This is a genomic window from Pelomonas sp. Root405 (assembly GCF_001425165.1).
In the GTDB taxonomy this organism is placed as follows: Bacteria; Pseudomonadota; Gammaproteobacteria; order Burkholderiales; family Burkholderiaceae_C; genus Pelomonas.
Genome location: NZ_LMDU01000015.1, coordinates 1 through 18,803, shown reverse-complemented (window position 1 = coordinate 18,803; position 18,803 = coordinate 1). Strand labels below are relative to the sequence as shown.

Sequence of the window (18,803 nt, the reverse complement as noted above, 5' to 3'; positions counted from 1 at the left end):
CGACCAGCTCTACGGTCGTTCGGGCTGCGGCGGCGCATGTTTCCAGCAGCTGCTGAAAGGCCTGCACGGCCAGCTCTGCGTCATCCACCGTCACCGACTCCAGCGGGTTGTGGCTGATGCCGCCATTGCCGCCGCGCACGAAGAGCATGGCCTGGGGCAGCAGCTCGTGCAGTTTCATCGCGTCATGGCCGGCACCCGAGGGCAGGCGGTGGATTGGCAGGCCGAGTTCAGTCACCGCAGCTTCCCAGCGCGACTGCCAGGCCGCATCGCTCGGCGCGGCATTCGCAGCGAGCGTTGGCTGCAGCGTGAAGCTCAGCCCACGGCGCTGGCAGATCTCGTCGAGCCGGGCGCGCACATCAGCATCCAACGCGTCGCGGGCTGCGTCAGCCGTTGCGCGCAGGTCCAGGCTGAAGCGGCAACGGCCGGGGATGACGTTGATGGAACCCGAGGGCACCTCCAACATGCCGACGGTGCCGACGACGTCGGGCACCTGGGCGGCGCGTTCCTCGCAGAACAGGATCAGCTCGGCGACGCCGGCCGCCGCGTCGCGGCGCTGGCCCATGGGCGTGGTGCCGGCGTGGCTCGCCAGGCCGACGATCTCGCCGGTGTAGCGGCGACTGCCGTTGATGGACGTGACGATGCCCAGTGGCAGGTCCAGGCTGTCGAGCACCGGGCCTTGCTCGATGTGCACTTCGACGAAGCCGAGGTAGCGCGACGGGTCGCGCTTGCAGCCCGAGATGGCCTCCATCGTGCCAGGCAGGCCGGTCGCCTGCATCGCGTCGCGCAGCGTGATGCCGGCCGCATCGGTTTGGTCCAACCAGCCCGGCTGGAAGGCGCCGATCAGTGCGGTGGAGCCGAGGAAGTCGGCGGGGAAGCGCTGGCCCTCTTCCTCGGAGAAGCCGACGACTTCGAGGTCGAACGGCAGGCGCTGGCCGGCGCGGTGCAGTTCGCGCACGGAGAGCATCGGCACAAAGATGCCCAGCCGCCCGTCGAAGCGGCCGGCGCGGCGCACGGTGTCGTAGTGGCTGCCGGTCAGCAAGCGCTTGTCTCCGGTGCCCTTGTAGACGCCGACGACATTGCCGACGGCGTCGCGGCTGACTTCGTCGCAGCCGCAATCGCGCATCCAGTCCATCAACTGCTCGGCGACCGCTGTGTGTGCGGGCGTGGCGTAGGTGCAGGTCAGGAACTCTTCGGTGTCGCTGTGCACGGCCAGTGCGGCGGCCCAGTCCCACAGCTGTTCGCCCAGCTCGGGCCGCACGCCGAACTTGTCATTGAGCCGGATCTCGGCGATGCGGTGGATCTGGCGCAGGCACTCGGCGCGTTCCACGTCTGGGTGGGCGCGCAGCCGGCGCTCGAAGGTGGCGATGATCTCGGCACGGGTGAAGCCGGTGCCGCGCGGGCCGCGCACGGCCAGGATGAAGGGCCAGCCGAAGCGCGCGTTGTAGTCGGCATTCAGCTTTTGCAGCTTGGCGAACTCCTCGGCCGTGCAGGCGGTCAGCCCGGCCTTCTGTTGCTCATTCGTCGATTCGGCGGTCAGCGTGCCGGCGATGGCGGCCTTGCCGGCCAGCTCCGGGTGGGCGCGGATCAGCCACAGCTGTTCGTCGACGCTGGCCTCGCGCACGACGCGGGCCAGCGCGACCTTCAGTGCGGCCAGCGATGCGAACGGCCGCGCCGCCGCGGCGCGTTCGGCGATCCAGGGCGAATGTTCATAGGTGCCGTCCAGCAGCGCGACGAAGTCGCTGGCGCTGGCGCTGTTCAGTTCTTCGAGTTTCATCATTCCCAGACAAAGGCCGTGCGGGCGTCAAAGGGGTGAACGGCTTTCCAGTGCCGCGCAATGTCGAGCCGCCGGCACACCCAGACGCGGTCATGCGCCTCGATGTGGTCCAGGAACTTCTGCAGCGCGCGCAGACGCCCCGGGCGGCCGAGCAGCCGGCAGTGCATGCCGATGCTCATCATCTTCGGGCTGTCTCCCCCCTCGGCATAGAGCACGTCGAAGGAATCCTTCAAATATTCGAAGAACGGCTCGCCATGGCTGAAACCCTGCGGCAGCGCGAAGCGCATGTCGTTGCAGTCGAGCGTGTAGGGCACGACGAGATGAGGTGCCAACTCGCCGTTGGTCTTCCTGACCTGCAGCCAGAAGGGCAGGTCGTCGCCGTAGTAGTCGCTGTCGTACTCGAAGCCGCCGAAGTCCGCCGCCAGGCGGCGGGTGTTCGGGCTGTCGCGGCCGGTGTACCAGCCCAGGCCGTGCGGCTCCCGGCCCAGCGTCAGGCGTTTCAGCGAGGCCATGGCCTGCGCTATGTGGGCGCGCTCGGTGTCCTCGTCGACGTTCTGGTAGTGCACCCAGCGCCAGCCGTGCGAGGCGATCTCGTGGTCGAGTTCGACGAAGGCCTGGGTGACGTCCGGGTGCCGCTCTAGCGCCATGCCGACGCCGAAAACGGTCAGCGGCAGCGCGCGCTGCTCGAACTCCTTCAACAGCCGCCATACGCCGACGCGTGAGCCGTACTCATAGATGCCTTCCATGCTGAGATGACGCGCCGCAAAGCTCGGCGGGTTGGCCATCTCAGACAGGAACTGCTCGCTGCCGGCGTCGCCATGCAGCACGGAGTTCTCGCCGCCCTCTTCGTAGTTGAGAACGAACTGCACCGCGATGCGGGCACCGCCGGGCCACTGCGCATGCGGCGGGTGCTCGCCGTAGCCGACGAGGTCACGGGGATACCGGGGCTGTTGCGCTGTGCTCATCCCTACACTTTGCATCAATCAACGGAGACTTCATGGGCAAGCTCACAACACATGTGCTGGACACCGCCAACGGCTGCCCGGCCGCCGGCATGGCCGTGCGCCTCTACCGCTTCGACGCCGAGGGCCCGAAGTGGCTGCGCAGCCTGCACCTGAACGCCGATGGCCGCGCCGACGGCCCGCTGCTGGACGGCGCAACTTTCACGGCCGGGCGCTACCGCCTGGTCTTCGAGGTGGCGGCCTATTTCCGCGGTCGTGGCGAGAAGTTGCCGGAACCGGTCTTCCTGGACGAGGTGCCGCTGGACTTCGGCATCGCGGACGAGAGCTCGCACTATCACGTGCCGCTGCTGGCGTCGCCGTGGAGCTACTCCACCTACCGTGGCAGCTGAACCGCTGATCCTCGTCACTGTGGCCCGCACGTCAGGCAGCGTGCCGCGTGAGGCCGGCGCCTGGATGAGCGTGGCGCTCGACGGCATCACCGGCACCGTCGGCGGCGGTCACCTGGAGTTCGACGCCATTGCCCGTGCGCGCACGGCGCTGGCGGGCGGCGACCTGGCCGAGGAAGTGCGCTACCCGCTCGGCCCCAGCCTCGGGCAGTGCTGTGGCGGTGTGGTCTGGTTGCGTTTCAAGCGCATCGCAGCGGGAGAAGACCTGGCTGCGAATCTTCCGCAAGCGCCGCAGCGGCCGCTGGCGCTGTTCGGCGCCGGCCACGTCGGCTTGGCCATCGCCCGGATCGCCCGCGATTTGCCGCTGGCCCTGCATTGGGTCGACAGCCGCGACGGCCAGTTCCCGGCCGGGGGCCTGCCGGCCGGCTGGCGACAGGAGGTGTCCGACCCGCCGGCCGATGCGGTCGACGACGTCGCGCCAGGATCGGCCCTCCTCATCATGAGCCACAGCCACGCCGAGGACTTCGACACCGTCGCGGCCTGTCTCAAGCGTCAGCGCGAGCGGGCCGACCTGCCGTTCATCGGCCTGATCGGCAGCCACACCAAGTGGGCGAGCTTTCGTCAGCGCCTGCTGGCGCGCGGCTTCAGCGAGGCCGAGCAGGCCCAGGTCGTCTGCCCCATCGGCGTGCCGGGCGTGGCGGGCAAGCAGCCCGCCGTCATCGCGGTGGCTGTGTTGGCGCAGATCCTGGCGTTGCCGCTGGCGTCAACGTGAGGCTGCGGCCGGGCTGGGCCTGCAGCCGCTTGTTCTGCGCGGCGATCTCGCGTTCGTAGGCCAGCCAGGCCTGCTCGATTTCCCCGCGGTCGTTCATGGCGCGCAGGGCCTGCTCCAGCGGCGCGACGAGCTCGGCCCGCGACTCGTGCACGCCGTGGAAGAGGGTCGCGCGGCTCAGCGGCGTGGCGATGCGGCACAGGGTGCCCTGGCGCGTGTCCACCGGCATGCCGGCCATCCACGGCGTCGTCAGCATCAGTGCGTAGTCGGCTGCGCCGGTGCTGAGGTTGAGGAAGGCGTCGCTGGGCGTGTTGGCCGGCAGGCGCGAGCCCTCCGGTAGCAGCGTCTCCACCGCCACCATGCCGCGCTGGTAGCTGGCGCGGCGGTGGTCGAGATCGCCGGCCGGCAGCGACTGGGGGCAGGGTGGCCGGGCAAACGCGTAGACATGCAGCTGCAGCAGCGCCACATCCACCTTGCGTACCTGCGGCGTCTGCTCGAAGAAGGCCTCCACCCGCATCGCCACGCCGTCGATCTGGCCGGCGCGCAGCGCCTGCTGGGTGCGTGGCAGCGGCCAGGGCAGGAACTCCACCTGCAGGCCCAGGCTGGCATAGGCCTTGCGCAACAGCGCCTCCGCTGGCGGGAAATAGCTGCGCTCCACATTGGTGGCGATGCGCACCACGCCCGGCTCGTCGGCACTGGCGACCGAAGACGGCAGCGCGATGGCAAGGCCGAGCAGGAGGCTCAGGGCGGGGCGGGCGGTCATGGCCTGATTGTGGGGGCGCGTCGCTTCCGGGCGACGGTCGGCTGCATACACTCGCCGCCAGTCGCAGCGGTGTCGGGCCCGGTCCAGGGCTCGCGGACGCGACCTCGGGCCCCACAGCACCCGCCGTGGTGGGGCCATGCCAGAACACCACCGCTTCATGGACATCTATCTGCTCGACTGGGCCAGCCTGCTGCTGCGCTGGCTGCACGTCATCACCGTCATCGCCTGGATCGGCGCGTCCTTCTACTTCGTCTGGCTGGACAACCACCTCGTCAAGCCGACCGCCGACGACCTCAAGGCCAAGGGCGTGGATGGCGAGCTTTGGGCCGTGCATGGCGGCGGCTTCTACAACCCGCAAAAGTACCTGGTGGCGCCCGGCAACCTGCCCAAGGATTTGCACTGGTTCTACTGGGAGAGCTACTGGACGTGGATGAGCGGCATGGCGCTGTTCGTCGTGCTCTACCTGTGCAACGCCAGCCAGATGCTGATCGACCCGCGCGTGCATGCCTGGGGCGCGCCTTGGCAGGCGGTGGCGGCGGCGCTCGGCTTTCTGGTCGTGGGCTCGGCGGTGTACGACATCACCTGCCAGGCGCTCGGCCGCACCAAGGATGGGCAGATCGGCAACGACGGCCGCGTGCTCGCGGTCGTGGCGGCCTTCGTCGTGCTGGAGAGCTGGCTGGCCTGCCAGCTGTTCGCCGGCCGGGCGGCCTTCCTGATCGTCGGCGCGACGCTGGCGACCATGATGACGGCCAACGTGGCGCACTGGATCATCCCGGGCCAGAAGAAGGTCATCGCGCAGATGCGCGCCGGCCAGAAGCCCGACCCCATCCACGGCCAGCGCGGCAAGCAGCGCAGCGTGCACAACACATGGTTCGGCATGCCGGTGCTCATCGCCATGTTGAGCAACCACTACGGCATGCTCTACCAGCACCCGCACAACTGGGTCGTGCTGAGCGTGCTGATGGCGGCGGGCGTGGCCATCCGCGTGTTCTTCGTCAAGCGGCACAAGGGCGTCAACAGCTGGGGCGCGGTGGTGCTGGCGTTGGCTCTGCTGGCCGGGCTGGTCGTGTGGATGTCGCCCAAGCCGCAGCCGGCAGCCGCGGCCATCGCGCCGGTGTCGCTGGCGCAGGTCCAGGCCATCGCCGGCCAGCGCTGTCTGGCCTGCCACACCGGCGAAGTGGCGCAGAAGGGTGTGCGGCTGGACTCCGCCGAGGCGCTGACCAGCCAAAAGGCGTCCATCTACCAGCAGGTTGTCGTGCAACGCGCGATGCCGTTGAACAATGCGACCGCCATGACCGACGAAGAACGCGCACTGATGGGCCGCTGGGCGCTGCAGCCATGACGCTGGACCCGCGTGCGCTGCTGCGGCAGCTCTACGACGTCGCGGTGGCGAGCGCATTGCCGGGCCGGATGCTGGCGGCGCAGCTGCCACCCCCGCCCAAAGGCCGCACGCTGGTGCTGGGCGCGGGCAAGGCCGGTGGCGCGATGGCCCAGGCGCTGGAGGCCGCGTGGCCGGCCGATGCGCCGCTGTCGGGCCTCGTCATCACGCGCTACGGCCATGTGCCGCCCGGCTACAAGCCGCGTCGACTGGCGGTCGTGGAGGCCGCCCACCCCGTGCCCGACGCCGCCGGCCAGGCCGCCACCGAGAAACTGCTGGCGTTGACCCGCGGCCTGACGGCGGACGACCTCGTCATTTGCCTGATCTCCGGCGGCGGCTCGGCGCTGCTGAGCCTGCCGGCGGCCGGCCTGACCCTGGCCGACAAGCAGGCCGTCAACCGCGCGCTGCTGAACAGCGGCGCTGCCATCGGCGAGATGAACTGCGTGCGCAAGCACCTGTCCGCCATCAAGGGCGGGAGACTGGCCGCGGCCTGTGCGCCGGCGCGCGTGCTGACGCTGGCCATCAGCGACGTGCCCGGCGACGACCCCGCCGTCATCGCCTCCGGCCCGACGGTGGCCGATGCGACGACCTGCGCCGATGCGCTGGCCATCTGCAAACGCTATCGGCTGGACCTGCCGGACGCCGCCCGTGCCGGCCTGACATCGGGCGCCTTCGAGACGCCCAAGCCCGGCGACCCGGCGCTGGCGGGCCACGAACTCGTCATGCTGTCCACGCCGCAGATGAGCCTGGACGCCGCGGCGGCCTTCGCGCGGCAGCAGGGCATCGCGGCCCACATCCTCAGCGACGAGATCGAGGGCGAGTCGCGCGTCATCGGCGGCATGCATGCGGCCCTGGCCCGCGCGGTGGCCCGGCGCGGCGAGCCCTTCGCCAAGTCCTGCGTCATCCTGTCCGGCGGCGAGACGACGGTGACCGTCGGCCCTGCGAAGCCAGGATCCGGCATGGGCAAAGGCGGCCGCGCCACCGAGTTCCTGCTCGGCTGCGCGCTGGCGCTGCAATGCGAGCCGGGCATCTATGGACTGGCCGCCGATACCGATGGCATCGACGGTGTCGGCCCCCATGCCGGCGCGCTGCTGACGCCCACCAGCCTGGCGCGTGCACGGGCCCTGGGCCTGAACCCGCAGGCGCTGCTGGATGCGCATGACAGCGCATCGTTCTTCGCGCCGCTTGGCGATCTGCTCACGCCCGGCCCCAGCTTCACCAACGTCAATGACTTCCGCGCGTTGCTGATCGTTTAGGCGCGGTGAAGACGATGGCGCCGCCCCTGCCTTCGTCCTAGACTGGTTCGGTCGTCATTGCCTTGCGGAGGTCCAGATGACTGCTGCTGCGGAACGCTTCTTCGTCAAGCACAACGCCCTGCCGACCATGCCCGAGGTGGCGGCGCGGCTGCTCAAGAGCTTCGATGACGACAAGGTCGGCTTGAGCCATCTGGCCGCGCTGATCGAGAAGGACGGCGCATTGAGCGCCAAGGTGCTTCGGCTGGCCAACACGGCGCACTACAGCCCTTCGCACCAGATCGCCACGGTTGTCGACGCCGCCCACGCACTCGGCCTGGAGACGCTGCGCAACCTCGCCATGGCGGCCTGTCTGAGCGGCGCCTTCCCCAAGGTGCAGGGGCTGGAGCGTGAAACCTTCTGGCGTCACAGCGTGGCCACCGCCAACTACGCGCGCATCCTCGCCCGCATGCTGGGCGCCGACGCGACGACGAGCGACACCGCCTATCTCGCCGGCCTGATGCTGCGCACTGGCCAACTGCTGATGGCCATCGACCAGCCGCAGCTGGTGGCCGACGTTGAGGCGCATGCGGCCGAGCCGGGCAGCCGCTTCTCGCTGGAGGAGCATCGCTTTGGCTGCACCCATGCCGACGTGACGGCATCGCTGGCGGCGCACTGGCAGTTTCCGCGTGCCTTGGTCGAGGCCTTCAAGGATGCCAACGCGCCGCTCGAGATCCGCCCGTTCTCACTGATCGCTGCAGTGCTGCATGTGGCCGAGGTGCTGGCCGACGCGGCCGAGCATCACGACGACCCGGTGCAGGCCTTGAAGGTGGCCGTGCCGGAGCTGATCGAGCATCTGCACCTCGACCTGGACCTGCTGGCCGCGCGCATCGCCGCCATCGGCGACCCGGCGGTCGAGGTGGAGCAGATGCTGCACTAGAGGCAGCCCGCCGCCGCTGCGGCGCTGGGTTCGCCGTAGCTGAACCGAGCCCAGCGCGGCTCAACGCCGGGCTGCAGGACGAAGGCGTTGTGGAAACTCGTCTCGCACAGGTCGGCCAGCTTGGGGCCGCCCAGCGCATGCAGCACGGCGGTGACGGTGTTGCTGTGGCCGACAACGAGCACGACACCCGTCTGCGCGCGCACCGCGTCCGTCACAGTCTGCACATGGGCAGCACCCTTGGCGTCCACCACTTGCGGTTGAAGCCTCGCCGCCTTGGCCAGCGGCGCGGCGGTGTCGCGCGTCCGCCGGAACTGCGTCGTCAGGATGGCGTTCACGCGCAGGCCGGCCAGCGCCTGCGCGAGCGCCTCGGCCCGTTGCTCGCCAGCCAGCGTCAGGCCCGGGTCGCCCGCGGGCTCGGCGGCGCGTTCAGCGTGACGCACCAGCACGACCAGATCGGGCAGGGCCGCGGCGGGGGCGGCCAGAGCAAATGTCAGCAGACACGCCGGCAGCAGGACAGACAAGGGCTTCATCGCGATTCCAGAAGGAGGTTCGGCCCATTCTCGCCAGGGCGCGCCAGTTACCATGCCGGCCCCATGCTGCACCCCCGCCCACCGCCCCATGCATCTGCCGTTTGAACTCCAGGTCGGCTGGCGCTACACGCGCGCCGGCCGCGGCGGGCGGCGCAACCGCTTCATCAGCTTCATCTCGGGCGTGTCCATCCTGGGCATCGCGCTGGGGGTGGCGGCGCTGATCATCGTGTTGTCGGTCATGAATGGCTTCCAGCAGGAGGTGCGAGACCGCATGCTCAACGTCATCGCCCACGTCGAGCTGCTGGACTACAGCGGCCAGGCGCTGCCGGACTGGCAGGCGACGGCGGCCAAGGCGCGCGAGAACCCGGAGGTCATCGGCGCGGCGCCCTTCATCGCCAGCCAGGGGCTGATCGCCCGCGGCGAAGACATGCGCGGCGCCGTGCTGCGCGGCATCTCACCAGCCGAGGAAGCCAGCGTGACGACCCTGGGCGCGCAGCTCAAGGATGGCGCCTTTGCCAAGCTTCAGCCGGGTGCGTGGAACATCGTGCTGGGTGCCGAACTGGCGCGCCAGCTGGGTGTCGGCGAGGGCGACAAGATCACCGTCGTGGCGCCTGGTGGCCAGGTCACGCCGGCCGGCGTGCTGCCGCGGTTGAAAAGCTTCAATGTCGTGGGCACCTTCAGCGCCGGCCACTATGAGTACGACTCGGGCCTGGCGCTGGTCCATGTCGACGATGCGGCCCGACTCTTCCGCACCCAGGGTCCGACGGGCGTGCAGCTCAAGCTGCGGGACGTGCACCAGGCGCGCCGCGTGGCCGGTGAGCTGGCAAGCACCATGGGCCCGGGCATTATGGTGCGCGACTGGACGCGCGCCAATGCCAACTGGTTCGACGCCGTGCAGATCGAGAAGCGCCTGATGAGCATCATCCTGACGCTGATCGTCGCCGTGGCCGCTTTCAACCTCGTGTCCACGCTGGTGATGACGGTGACCGACAAGCAGAGCGACATCGCCATCTTGCGCACGCTCGGCGCCAGCCCGCGCTCCATCATGGGCATCTTCATCGTGCAGGGCGCCGTGTCGGGCGTCATCGGCACGCTGTCCGGCGTGGGGCTGGGGCTGCTGGTGGCCTTCAATGTCGACGTCATCGTGCCGGCCATCGAGGGCCTGCTGAACGTCAGCTTCCTGCCGGGCAGCATCTACGTCATCAGCCAGATGCCCAGCGACCCGCAGCGCGCCGACATCGTGCCGATCGCGCTGGTGTCGCTGGTGCTGTCCTTCCTCGCCACGCTCTACCCGAGCTGGCGCGCCAGCCGCGTACAACCGGCGGAGGCGCTGCGCTATGAGTGAGTTGATTGTTCAAGCGACTGGTTTGACCCGCCGCTTCAGCGAAGGCGGCCTCGATGTGACGGTGCTCAAGGGTGTCGACCTGCATGTCTCGCGCGGCGAGACGCTGGCCATCGTCGGCGCTTCGGGATCGGGCAAGTCCACGCTGCTGCACCTGCTCGGTGGACTGGACGCGCCGACCTCGGGCAAGGTCACGCTGATGGGCCGTGCGTTGGCGGACATGGACGAGGCCGAGCGAGGCCGCTGGCGCAACCAGCACCTGGGCTTCGTCTACCAGTTCCACCATCTGCTGCCCGAGTTCAGCGCGCTCGACAACGTGGCGATGCCGCTGCGTATCCGCCGCCAGGCGCCTACCGATGCGCGCGCCACGGCGGCCGAGATGCTCGCCCGGGTCGGCCTGAAGGACCGCGTGATGCACCGCCCGTCGGAACTTTCCGGCGGCGAGCGCCAGCGCGTCGCCATCGCGCGCGCGCTGGTCACGCGGCCGGCCTGCGTTCTGGCCGACGAGCCCACCGGCAATCTCGACCGCGACACCGCCAACGCCGTGTTCGCACTGATGCTGGAGCGCGCACGCGAGCTGGGCACCGCATTCGTCCTCGTCACCCACGACCGCGACCTGGCGGCGCGCTGCGACCGGCAGCTGCAGCTGGTTGCGGGGCAATTTCAAACCCCATGAAACACCCACGTTTCGTACTCAAACTCTCCTGCCCGGATCGGGCCGGCATCGTCCATGCCGTCACCGGCGTACTGCTGCAGCAGGGCGGCAACATCCTGACCTCGCACCAGCACGGCGACGCTGACCATGCTCGCTTCTTCATGCGCATCGAGTTCGAGGCGGCGGCCGACGAGAGCGCGCTGCAGGCCGTCTTCATGCCGCTGGCTGATGAGTTCGGCATGGACTGGGAGCTGGTGGCCCGCGCCCGCAAGACGCGTGTGCTGCTGCTGGTGTCCAAGCTGGGCCACTGCCTGAACGACCTGCTGTTCCGGGTGCAGACCGGGCACCTGAACGTGGAGATCCCGGCCATCGTGTCCAACCACCGCGACTTCTATCAGCTCGCGGCGTCGCACAACATTCCCTTCCATCACTTCCCGCTGCTCGGCGCCACCGACGCGCAGAAGGCCGCGCAGGAAGCCAAGATCCGTGAAGTGATCGCCGACAACCAGATCGACCTGGTCGTGCTGGCCCGCTACATGCAGATCCTGTCGCCGGAGCTGTGCCAAGACCTGAGTGGCCGGGCCATCAATATCCACCACAGCTTCCTGCCGAGCTTCAAGGGCGCCAAGCCCTATCACCAGGCTTATGAGCGCGGTGTCAAGCTGATCGGTGCGACGGCCCACTACGTGACCAGCGACCTCGACGAAGGTCCGATCATTGAGCAAGAGGTCGCCCGGATCGACCACAGCATGCCGCCCGAGCAGCTCGTCGGCATCGGCCGCGACATGGAATGTGTGGCGCTGGCGCGGGCCATCCAGTGGCACGCCGAGCACAGGGTGTTGCTCAACGGCAACCGCACGGTCGTCTTCCGCTGAGATAGAACGTCAGGCATGTGGATCGATACCCACTGCCATCTCGACGCGGCCGAGTTCGATGCCGACCGTGACGCCGTTGTCGCCCGGGCCAGAGCAGCTGGCGTCTTGCAGATCGTCATCCCGGCGGTCAACGTGCACAACCTCGAGCGGGTGCGCGAGCTCGCCCACGCGCGCGGCCTGAGCTATGCGCTGGGCATTCATCCCCTGTGCGTGATGGGCGCCGCGCCCGGCGACCTGAACCGTGTCGCCGAGGTGCTCGAAAGGCATGCTGACGACCAGCGCCTCGTGGCCGTCGGCGAGATCGGGCTCGACTATTTTGTTGAAGGCATCGACCCCGACACCCAGCAGCATTTCTACGTCGAGCAGCTGAAGATCGCCAAGCGCGCCGGCCTGCCGGTGCTGCTGCACGTGCGACGCAGCGCCGACAAGCTGCTGGCGGGCTTGCGCCGCGTCGGCTTCCCGCACGGCGGCATCGCGCATGCATTCAACGGCAGCGAGCAGCAGGCGCAGGCCTTCATTGACCTCGGTTTCAAGCTCGGCTTCGGCGGCACGCTGACCTTCGAGCGCTCGCTGCAGATCCGTCGCATCGCGGCACAAGTGCCCGAGACGGCACTGGTCATGGAGACCGACGCGCCGGACATCCCTCCGCACTGGCTCTACAAGACGGCCGAAGAGCGCGAGGCCCACCCGGGCCAGGCGCGCAACGAGTCGGCCGAGCTGCCGCGCATTGCCGAAAGCCTGGCTGAGCTGCGTGGCTGGACGGTGGAGCACACGGCGACGATCACGAGCGCCAATGCCCGCGCCGCCTTGCCGCGGCTGACTTAGGCGTCGTCAAAGTCGAGCGTCAGCGCGACCCGGTCACCCAAGCGCAGCACCCCCGCGCCGCTGCCCCGCGCATAGATGCCGAACTGCACCGGTGCGCCGGGCGCCCGTTCGGCGCTGAGCCGGGTCAGCGACTCCAACGCAGGTGGCTGGGGTATGGCGGTCGACGGGTCGATGGTTGGCATGATGCAGCGCACGCAGGGGGTGGTCCGCGTCATGCTCAGGTCGCCGATGCGGGCCTCGGTCAAGATGTCCTCGATGAAAGCGGGCAGGGTGCCGCCGTCTTCGGCGCTCAGCAGCAGATTCGGCCGCACGCGCTGAGGCAGGCCGGTCAGCGGCTGGGTGAGTTCGTCTGCCCAGGCCTGCATGGAGCCGTCGCCGACGATGTGCAGTGCATTCAGCCCCGGCCGACGCTGGGCTTCGCTGCTCAGGCGCACCAGACGCAGTCGCTCGCCGGTGGTTGCCCGCAGCAGTGCCGCCGCATCGTCGCCGGCATCCCAGGCGGCGAGCGGGTCGAAGTCCTGGCGTTCGCCGTTCCAGGCGCGCACGGTCACAGCGCTGCTGCTGTCCGCGCCGACCTCCAGCAGGCGGCCGTCGACCTCCAGCGCCAGACCGGCCGGCATGCTGCGCGCGCTGACGAGCGCCAGGCGGGGGTGGGCACCCATCCAGGTCAGCTCGCCGCCCGCATCCGCGATGCCCCAGCCGCGGTCGCCTTCGGGCCAGCCATCGGCGCCGAGCGTCAGGGTCTCGATCGCCTCGCCGGCGCAGGACTTGACCGGGTAGCGCCACAGCCCGGCAATGCGGGCGATCAGATCGGCCATGATGTCCGGAGTACCACAAGAGCGTTCATTTCGCATCCTTTCCTTGAACCTCCCCACATCGTCCCAGTCACCGGCCTGCCCCGCCAATCCTGCAAACCCCGAGTCCGAGCGGCGTCTGGTCGGCCTGGCGCCGGTCTTCGATAGCCGCGCGCGGCTGCTGGTCCTGGGCAGCTTCCCCGGTGCCGCCTCGCTACAGGCGGCGCAGTATTACGCCCACCCACGCAATGCCTTCTGGCCGCTCATGGCCGCCCTGATCGGCGAGGTGGACCTGGCGACCCGGCCCTATGCCGAACGTCTGCAGGCGCTGCGCCAGCACCGCGTCGCACTGTGGGATGCCGTGGCGGCCTGCCGGAGAGAGGGCAGCCTGGACACGGCCATCGAGGATGTCGAGCCTAGCGATCTGAAGGAGCTTGTAGCCCGCCTGCCCGGGCTGCGTGTGATCGGCTGCAACGGTGCGCTGGCCCACCACCAGGCGCTGGCGGCGCTTGGCGAGCCCGGCCTGCCGGTGCTGCGCCTGCCGTCGACAAGCCCGGCGCATGCGGGCATGAGGCTCGCGGACAAGATCGAAGCCTGGCGCGGCGCCCTTGCGCGGTATCTGGCCTGACCTAGGATGCCGCCCATGAAAAGAACACAGCCGCAGACCTGGGGCCCGGCCACGCTGAGCGAATTTGATGGCGTGCGCTTTCTGCACCTGGATTCCATCTGGGTGCAGGGCGCCATGCGCATCCGCAAGCCGGATCAGCTGGAGCTGGAATACATCCAGCGCATGTGTGCATGGATGCTGTGGCGAGACCCGGCTTTGCTGGGTGAGGGCCACGCCGTGCAGCTGGGGCTGGGCGCGGCTGCACTGACGCGCTTTAGCCATGGCCAGCTGAAGATGCGCACCACGGCGGTCGAGATCAACCCGGAGGTCATCGCTGCTTGCCGGCAGTGGTTCCGCCTGCCGGTCAATGATGCGCGGCTGAATGTGGTCAACGGCGACGCTGCGGCCTGGGTCAATGACGACGCCAATCTGCAGACCGTCGATGTGTTGAATGTCGATCTCTATGACCACGATGCCGCCGCGCCGGTGCTGGACGACGAGGCCTTCTACGTCGCCTGCCGCGGCGTGCTTGCGGAGGGCGGGCTGATGACGGTCAACCTCTTCGGCCGCAGCGCCAGCTTTGCGCGCAGCGCCCTGCGCATCGCCAGGGCTTTTGGCTCGGACCAGGTCTGGAGCCTCGCGCCCACCAAGGAAGGCAACACCATCGTCGTGGCGGCGCGCGGCATCCAGGTGCCGCACCGCGACGTGCTGGAACAGCGCGCGGCTAATATCGAATCGCGCTTCAAGCTGCCGGCCGGCAAATGGCTCAGGCTTGTCAGGCCGCTGCCGATGAGCATCCTCAACGCACTTTGAAACCAGCCTTCGATGACGACCAAGCCCAAGCCCTCTGCGGCCCCCGCCTCCAAGTCCGATGGCCGCTTGGAGTGGCGTCAGATGCTGCACTGGCTGCTGGAGGATGGCCTCATCGATGAGCCGCAGGTGCAGCGCACCGAGCAGCGTTTTGCGGCTGGCGACAGTGCCCTGCACCCGCTGGTGCGCCTGGGCCATGCCAGCCTGGTGCGCTTGTCGACGGGCAAGCCGCTGGATGTCGATGCGCTGTCCGAGTGGCTGGCCGTGCGCGCCCGCCTGCCCTATTTGCGCATCGACCCGCTGAAAGTCGATGTCGGCCGCGTGGGCGACGTGATGTCCATCGGCTATGCGGAGGCGAAGCGCTGCCTGCCGGTGCAGTTCGGCCTGAACGACGTGACCATCGCAACGTCCGAGCCTTTCGACACGGGCTGGGTCGCGCAGATCGAGTCGCATGTGCGCAAGCCCATCAAGCTCGTCGTCGCCAACCCGCTGGACATCGCGCGCTACACGACCGAGTTCTTCACGCTGGCGCGTTCGGTCCGCGCGGCGGCGAAGGCGGGCGAGCAAAGCCAGGTGGCGAGCTTCGAGCAACTGGTCGAGTTGGGCAAGACGAACAAGCAGCTGGACGCCAACGACCAAGGCGTCGTGCAGGTGGTCGACTGGCTGTGGCAATACGCCTTCGACCAGCGCGCGAGTGACATCCACCTGGAGCCGCGCCGCGAGATGGGCGTCATCCGCTTTCGCATCGACGGCGTGCTGCACACGGTCTACCAACTGCCGCCCACGGTGATGGCAGCGATGACGTCGCGCATCAAGCTGCTGGGACGCATGGACGTCGTCGAGAAGCGCCGCCCGCTGGACGGTCGCATCAAGACGCGGAACCCGGGCGGAGACGAAGTAGAGATGCGCCTGTCGACGCTGCCCACGGCCTTCGGCGAGAAGATGGTCATGCGCATCTTCGACCCCGACACGGCGGTCAAGGACCTGTCGTCGCTGGGCTTTGGCCAGCATGATTCGGACCGTTGGGAGCAACTGGTCAAGCAGCCCCACGGCATCATCCTTGTCACCGGCCCGACGGGCAGCGGCAAGACGACGACGCTGTACTCGACGCTCAAGCGCCTGGCGACGGACGAAGTCAACGTGACGACCATCGAAGACCCGATCGAGATGATCGAGCCGTCCTTCAACCAGACCCAGGTGCAGAACGTGCTCGACTTTGGCTTTGCCGAAGGCTTGCGCGCGTTGATGCGGCAGGATCCGGACATCATCATGGTCGGCGAGATCCGCGATCTGGAGACGGCCGAGATGGCCATCCAGGCTGCGCTGACGGGTCACCTCGTCTTCAGCACACTGCACACCAATGATTCGATGTCGGCCATCACACGGTTGATGGACCTGGGTGTGCCGAGCTACCTGATCAGCGCGACCGTCATTGGCGTGCTGGCGCAGCGCTTGGTGCGAACGCTCTGCCCACATTGCAAGCAGCCGGACCCGCTCGTCACGCGCGAAAGCCTCAACGATCTGGTGCGCCACTGGCGCTTAGGTGGCGGCGTCAAACCCTACAAGCCCGTTGGCTGCCTGGAGTGTCGCAACACCGGCTTCCGCGGCCGCGCTGGTCTGTACGAGCTGTTGACAGTCAGTGAGGGCGTCAAGGGCGCCTTGGGTGATCTGACGGCGCTGCGCCGCCAGGCCATGCAAGAGGGTCTGCGCCCACTGCGCCTGGCTGGTGCCATGAAGGTGGCGGAAGGGGTGACCACGGTGGAAGAGGTGCTGCGCAGCACGCCGGCTTGGGAAGGCTGATACGTGTAATCCACAGGCCTGAGCTAGGTCCCCGCTGACAGAATCGCCGCCACGATATTGCGCGCCTTCCCGCGGCGTGCTGGAGACAAAAAGCGATGAAGATCAAGAGCCAGCGGGACTTCTGGTCCGGGCTGATGTTCCTGGTGGTCGGTGTGGGCTTTGCGTGGGGTGCGACTGAGTACTCCTTCGGCACGTCCGCGCGACCAGGGCCCGGTTATTTTCCTTTTGGCCTCGGCATTCTTTTGGCCGTGTTTGGCGGCGCTGTGCTGTTCACGGCGCTGACCGTGGAGGCGGAAGGCGGCGACCCCGTCGGCGACATTGCCTGGCGGCCATTGCTGGTCATCATTGGCTCGATCACGTTCTTCGGTCTTGCGCTACCGCGTCTGGGCCTGGCTTGTACGCTGCCGTTGCTGATCACATTGGCATCTCTGGCGGGCAAGGAGTTCCATTGGCGAGATGTGTTGATCAGCTGCGTCATCTTGACGTTCGGCAGCTGGGCACTCTTCATCGTGGGCCTCAAGCTGACCATCCCGCTCTGGCCCATCTACTTCAACGGCTGAGGCTGCCATGGATCTGTTGAATAACCTCGGTCTCGGGTTCCAGACAGCGTTGACGCTGCAGAACCTGCTTTACGCCTTCTTCGGCACGGTGCTGGGTACGCTGATCGGCGTGCTTCCTGGCCTCGGGCCGGTCGCGACCATCGCGATGCTGCTGCCGTCCATCTATGCGCTGGACGCCACACCTGCCCTCATCATGCTGGCCGGCATCTATTACGGTGCGCAGTACGGCGGTTCGACGACGGCCATCCTGATCAATGTGCCGGGCGAATCGAGCTCGGTCGTGACCGCCATTGACGGCTACCAGATGGCCCGCCGCGGCCGCGCGGGCGCGGCTCTCGCCGCCGCTGGCCTGGGCAGTTTCTTTGCCGGCTGTGTGGGCACGATCATCATTGCCGCTTTTGCGCCACCGCTCACGGAGCTGGCTTTCAAGTTCGGCTCGGCCGAATACTTCTCGCTCATGGTGCTGGGCCTGGTCGGCGCTGTGGTGCTGGCGTCAGGGTCGTTGATCAAGGCCATCGCGATGATTGTGTTGGGGTTGTTGATCGGTCAGATCAACACTGACGTCATCACTGGCACCGCGCGGTTTTCCTTCGACATCCCCGAACTGACTGACGGCATCGGCTTCGTCATCATCGCCATGGGCGTGTTTGGTTTTGGCGAGATCATTGCCAATCTGGGCCAGCCGGAAGAGAACCGCGAGGTCTTCACCAAAGAGGTGAAAGGTCTGTGGCCAACGCGCGAGGACTTCCAGGACGCTTGGCCGTCGGTGTTGCGTGGTACCGCACTGGGCTCGATCCTCGGCGTGCTTCCAGGTGGCGGTGCGCTGCTGGCGTCATTCGCGGCCTATACATTGGAAAAGAAGATCAACCGCAACCCACGCGTGCCATTCGGCAAGGGCGCCATCCAGGGGGTGGCAGGCCCGGAGAGCGCCAATAACGCCGGAGCGCAGACCAGTTTCATTCCCATGCTGACGTTGGGCATCCCGCCCAATGCCGTGATGGCTCTGATGGTCGGTGCGATGACGATCAAGGGCATCCAGCCCGGCCCGCAGGTCATGACGAGCAACCCTGAACTCTTCTGGGGTCTGATTGCATCGATGTGGCTGGGCAACTTGATGCTCATCATCCTGAACCTGCCGCTGATCGGCATCTGGATCAAGCTGCTGACGGTGCCTTACCGCTTCCTCTTCCCCGCGATCGTTGTCTTTTGCTGTATCGGCACCTACTCGCTGAACAACAACAGCTTCGACGTCTTCATGACGGCAGGCTTCGCGTTGCTCGGCTACGTGTTCTACAAGTTGAGTTGTGAGCCAGCGCCGCTTCTGCTTGGATTCATCCTGGGTCCGATGATGGAAGAGAACCTGCGTCGAGCGCTGCTACTGGCGCGCGGGGACTGGAGCACCTTTGTGACGCGCCCCTTGTCGGCTGGCTTGCTGGTTGCTGCTGCGCTGATGATCGTGGTCGTCATGCTGCCGTCGATCAAGAGCAAGCGCCAAGAGGCTTTCCAGGAGGAGACCTGATCTCTTTCAGAGGTCATCTTGGTTCAGAAAGGGGCGCTGCGGCGCCCTTTCTTTGGCTTGGGCTGGGCCAACAATTTGGTGGTGATGCAACTCATGCTCAGTCGTGCCGGTAGATGAAGAATTCGGGCTCGGATGCGGGACAGCGAAATTCTTCGTGAACCGCTTGCACGGCTTGAATTTTCGGTGCTACAGTCGTGGGCTTCGCTGATCACAAGGCGCCGGTTCTGGACACGGGACGAGCAAGGGGTGAGAGGTGGGGCGGAGCTGAAAAGCTCTGCGGCG

18 protein-coding genes and 1 pseudogene are annotated in these 18,803 nt (G+C 67.7%); 14 read left to right on the top strand and 5 right to left on the bottom strand.

Going from position 1 to position 18,803, the window contains the following annotated elements; genetic code table 11:
* Positions 1-31 precede the first annotated feature (31 nt).
* Positions 32-1,777 (bottom strand): annotated as a pseudogene (gene uraD, locus ASC81_RS21650) (2-oxo-4-hydroxy-4-carboxy-5-ureidoimidazoline decarboxylase); the annotation flags it as partial.
* A complete protein-coding gene (gene puuE / locus ASC81_RS21645; protein WP_056271959.1) occupies positions 1,774-2,739 on the bottom strand; it encodes an allantoinase PuuE in 966 nt (321 codons plus the stop codon). The pseudogene uraD and the gene puuE, both read right to left, overlap by 4 nt.
* A 32-nt stretch (positions 2,740-2,771) precedes the next feature.
* Between puuE and uraH the strand changes: the two genes are divergently transcribed.
* Both uraH and xdhC read left to right on the top strand, forming a co-directional pair.
* Positions 2,772-3,125, top strand: coding sequence for a hydroxyisourate hydrolase (uraH, locus tag ASC81_RS21640; protein ID WP_056271955.1), 354 nt, complete (start codon positions 2,772-2,774; stop codon positions 3,123-3,125).
* Positions 3,115-3,894, top strand: a complete 780-nt coding sequence (xdhC, locus tag ASC81_RS21635) for a xanthine dehydrogenase accessory protein XdhC (RefSeq protein WP_056271952.1) — start codon at positions 3,115-3,117, stop codon at positions 3,892-3,894. Before uraH ends, xdhC begins: the two co-directional genes overlap by 11 nt.
* Here the strand turns inward: xdhC and ASC81_RS21630 are convergent.
* Positions 3,839-4,654: an ABC transporter substrate-binding protein gene (locus ASC81_RS21630; protein ID WP_056271949.1), complete on the bottom strand. Its 816-nt coding sequence runs from the start codon at positions 4,652-4,654 to the stop codon at positions 3,839-3,841. The genes xdhC and ASC81_RS21630 overlap by 56 nt on opposite strands.
* Positions 4,655-4,811: 157 nt before the next feature.
* On the opposite strand from ASC81_RS21630, the gene ASC81_RS21625 reads away from it, so the two are divergent.
* The 3 genes from ASC81_RS21625 to ASC81_RS21615 all read left to right on the top strand — a co-directional run bounded on the left by ASC81_RS21625 (position 4,812) and on the right by ASC81_RS21615 (position 8,204).
* Positions 4,812-5,996 (top strand): urate hydroxylase PuuD, encoded by a 1,185-nt coding sequence (locus tag ASC81_RS21625; RefSeq protein ID WP_056271945.1) that lies wholly within the window; start codon positions 4,812-4,814, stop codon positions 5,994-5,996.
* The gene (locus ASC81_RS21620) at positions 5,993-7,288 is read left to right on the top strand and encodes a glycerate kinase (RefSeq protein ID WP_056271942.1); all 1,296 of its coding nucleotides are present in this window, start codon (positions 5,993-5,995) and stop codon (positions 7,286-7,288) included. The genes ASC81_RS21625 and ASC81_RS21620 overlap by 4 nt, the downstream gene beginning before the upstream one ends.
* A gap of 76 nt (positions 7,289-7,364) precedes the next feature.
* On the top strand, positions 7,365-8,204 hold the full coding sequence (locus ASC81_RS21615; protein ID WP_056271940.1) for an HDOD domain-containing protein: 840 nt from the start codon (positions 7,365-7,367) through the stop codon (positions 8,202-8,204).
* Here ASC81_RS21615 and ASC81_RS21610 read toward each other — a convergent pair.
* Positions 8,201-8,734: a phosphoglycerate mutase family protein gene (locus ASC81_RS21610; RefSeq protein ID WP_056271937.1), complete on the bottom strand. Its 534-nt coding sequence runs from the start codon at positions 8,732-8,734 to the stop codon at positions 8,201-8,203. The two genes, ASC81_RS21615 and ASC81_RS21610, sit on opposite strands and share 4 nt — an antisense overlap.
* Positions 8,735-8,822: 88 nt before the next feature.
* Here ASC81_RS21610 and ASC81_RS21605 point away from each other — a divergent pair, with 88 nt between their 5' ends.
* Genes ASC81_RS21605 through ASC81_RS21590 form a run of 4 tightly spaced genes read left to right on the top strand, consistent with a single transcriptional unit; the run spans position 8,823 to position 12,431 of the window.
* Positions 8,823-10,079 (top strand): lipoprotein-releasing ABC transporter permease subunit, encoded by a 1,257-nt coding sequence (locus tag ASC81_RS21605; protein WP_056271934.1) that lies wholly within the window; start codon positions 8,823-8,825, stop codon positions 10,077-10,079.
* Positions 10,072-10,752, top strand: a complete 681-nt coding sequence (gene lolD / locus ASC81_RS21600; RefSeq protein ID WP_056271930.1) for a lipoprotein-releasing ABC transporter ATP-binding protein LolD — start codon at positions 10,072-10,074, stop codon at positions 10,750-10,752. The genes ASC81_RS21605 and lolD overlap by 8 nt, the downstream gene beginning before the upstream one ends.
* Positions 10,749-11,606 (top strand): formyltetrahydrofolate deformylase, encoded by an 858-nt coding sequence (gene purU / locus ASC81_RS21595; RefSeq protein WP_056271928.1) that lies wholly within the window; start codon positions 10,749-10,751, stop codon positions 11,604-11,606. Before lolD ends, purU begins: the two co-directional genes overlap by 4 nt.
* Before the next feature lie 15 nt (positions 11,607-11,621).
* Complete coding sequence (locus tag ASC81_RS21590) at positions 11,622-12,431, top strand: TatD family hydrolase (protein ID WP_056271925.1); 810 nt, start codon at positions 11,622-11,624, stop codon at positions 12,429-12,431.
* Here the strand turns inward: ASC81_RS21590 and ASC81_RS21585 are convergent.
* Positions 12,428-13,249: an MOSC domain-containing protein gene (locus ASC81_RS21585; protein ID WP_056271922.1), complete on the bottom strand. Its 822-nt coding sequence runs from the start codon at positions 13,247-13,249 to the stop codon at positions 12,428-12,430. The two genes, ASC81_RS21590 and ASC81_RS21585, sit on opposite strands and share 4 nt — an antisense overlap.
* Before the next feature lie 43 nt (positions 13,250-13,292).
* Here ASC81_RS21585 and ASC81_RS21580 point away from each other — a divergent pair, with 43 nt between their 5' ends.
* From ASC81_RS21580 to ASC81_RS21560, 5 genes are all read left to right on the top strand, one after another.
* A complete protein-coding gene (locus tag ASC81_RS21580; protein ID WP_369820870.1) occupies positions 13,293-13,853 on the top strand; it encodes a DNA-deoxyinosine glycosylase in 561 nt (186 codons plus the stop codon).
* A 15-nt stretch (positions 13,854-13,868) separates the two neighbouring features.
* Positions 13,869-14,645 carry a spermidine synthase gene (locus tag ASC81_RS21575; protein ID WP_056272511.1) on the top strand — a complete coding sequence of 259 codons (777 nt, stop codon included), beginning with the start codon at positions 13,869-13,871 and terminating at the stop codon, positions 14,643-14,645.
* 12 nt (positions 14,646-14,657) lie between these two features.
* Complete coding sequence (locus ASC81_RS21570; RefSeq protein WP_056271919.1) at positions 14,658-16,442, top strand: GspE/PulE family protein; 1,785 nt, start codon at positions 14,658-14,660, stop codon at positions 16,440-16,442.
* Positions 16,443-16,537: 95 nt separating this feature from the next.
* Positions 16,538-17,002: a tripartite tricarboxylate transporter TctB family protein gene (locus tag ASC81_RS21565; protein WP_056271918.1), complete on the top strand. Its 465-nt coding sequence runs from the start codon at positions 16,538-16,540 to the stop codon at positions 17,000-17,002.
* A 7-nt stretch (positions 17,003-17,009) separates the two neighbouring features.
* Positions 17,010-18,521, top strand: a complete 1,512-nt coding sequence (locus ASC81_RS21560; protein ID WP_056271915.1) for a tripartite tricarboxylate transporter permease — start codon at positions 17,010-17,012, stop codon at positions 18,519-18,521.
* Positions 18,522-18,803 lie beyond the last annotated feature (282 nt).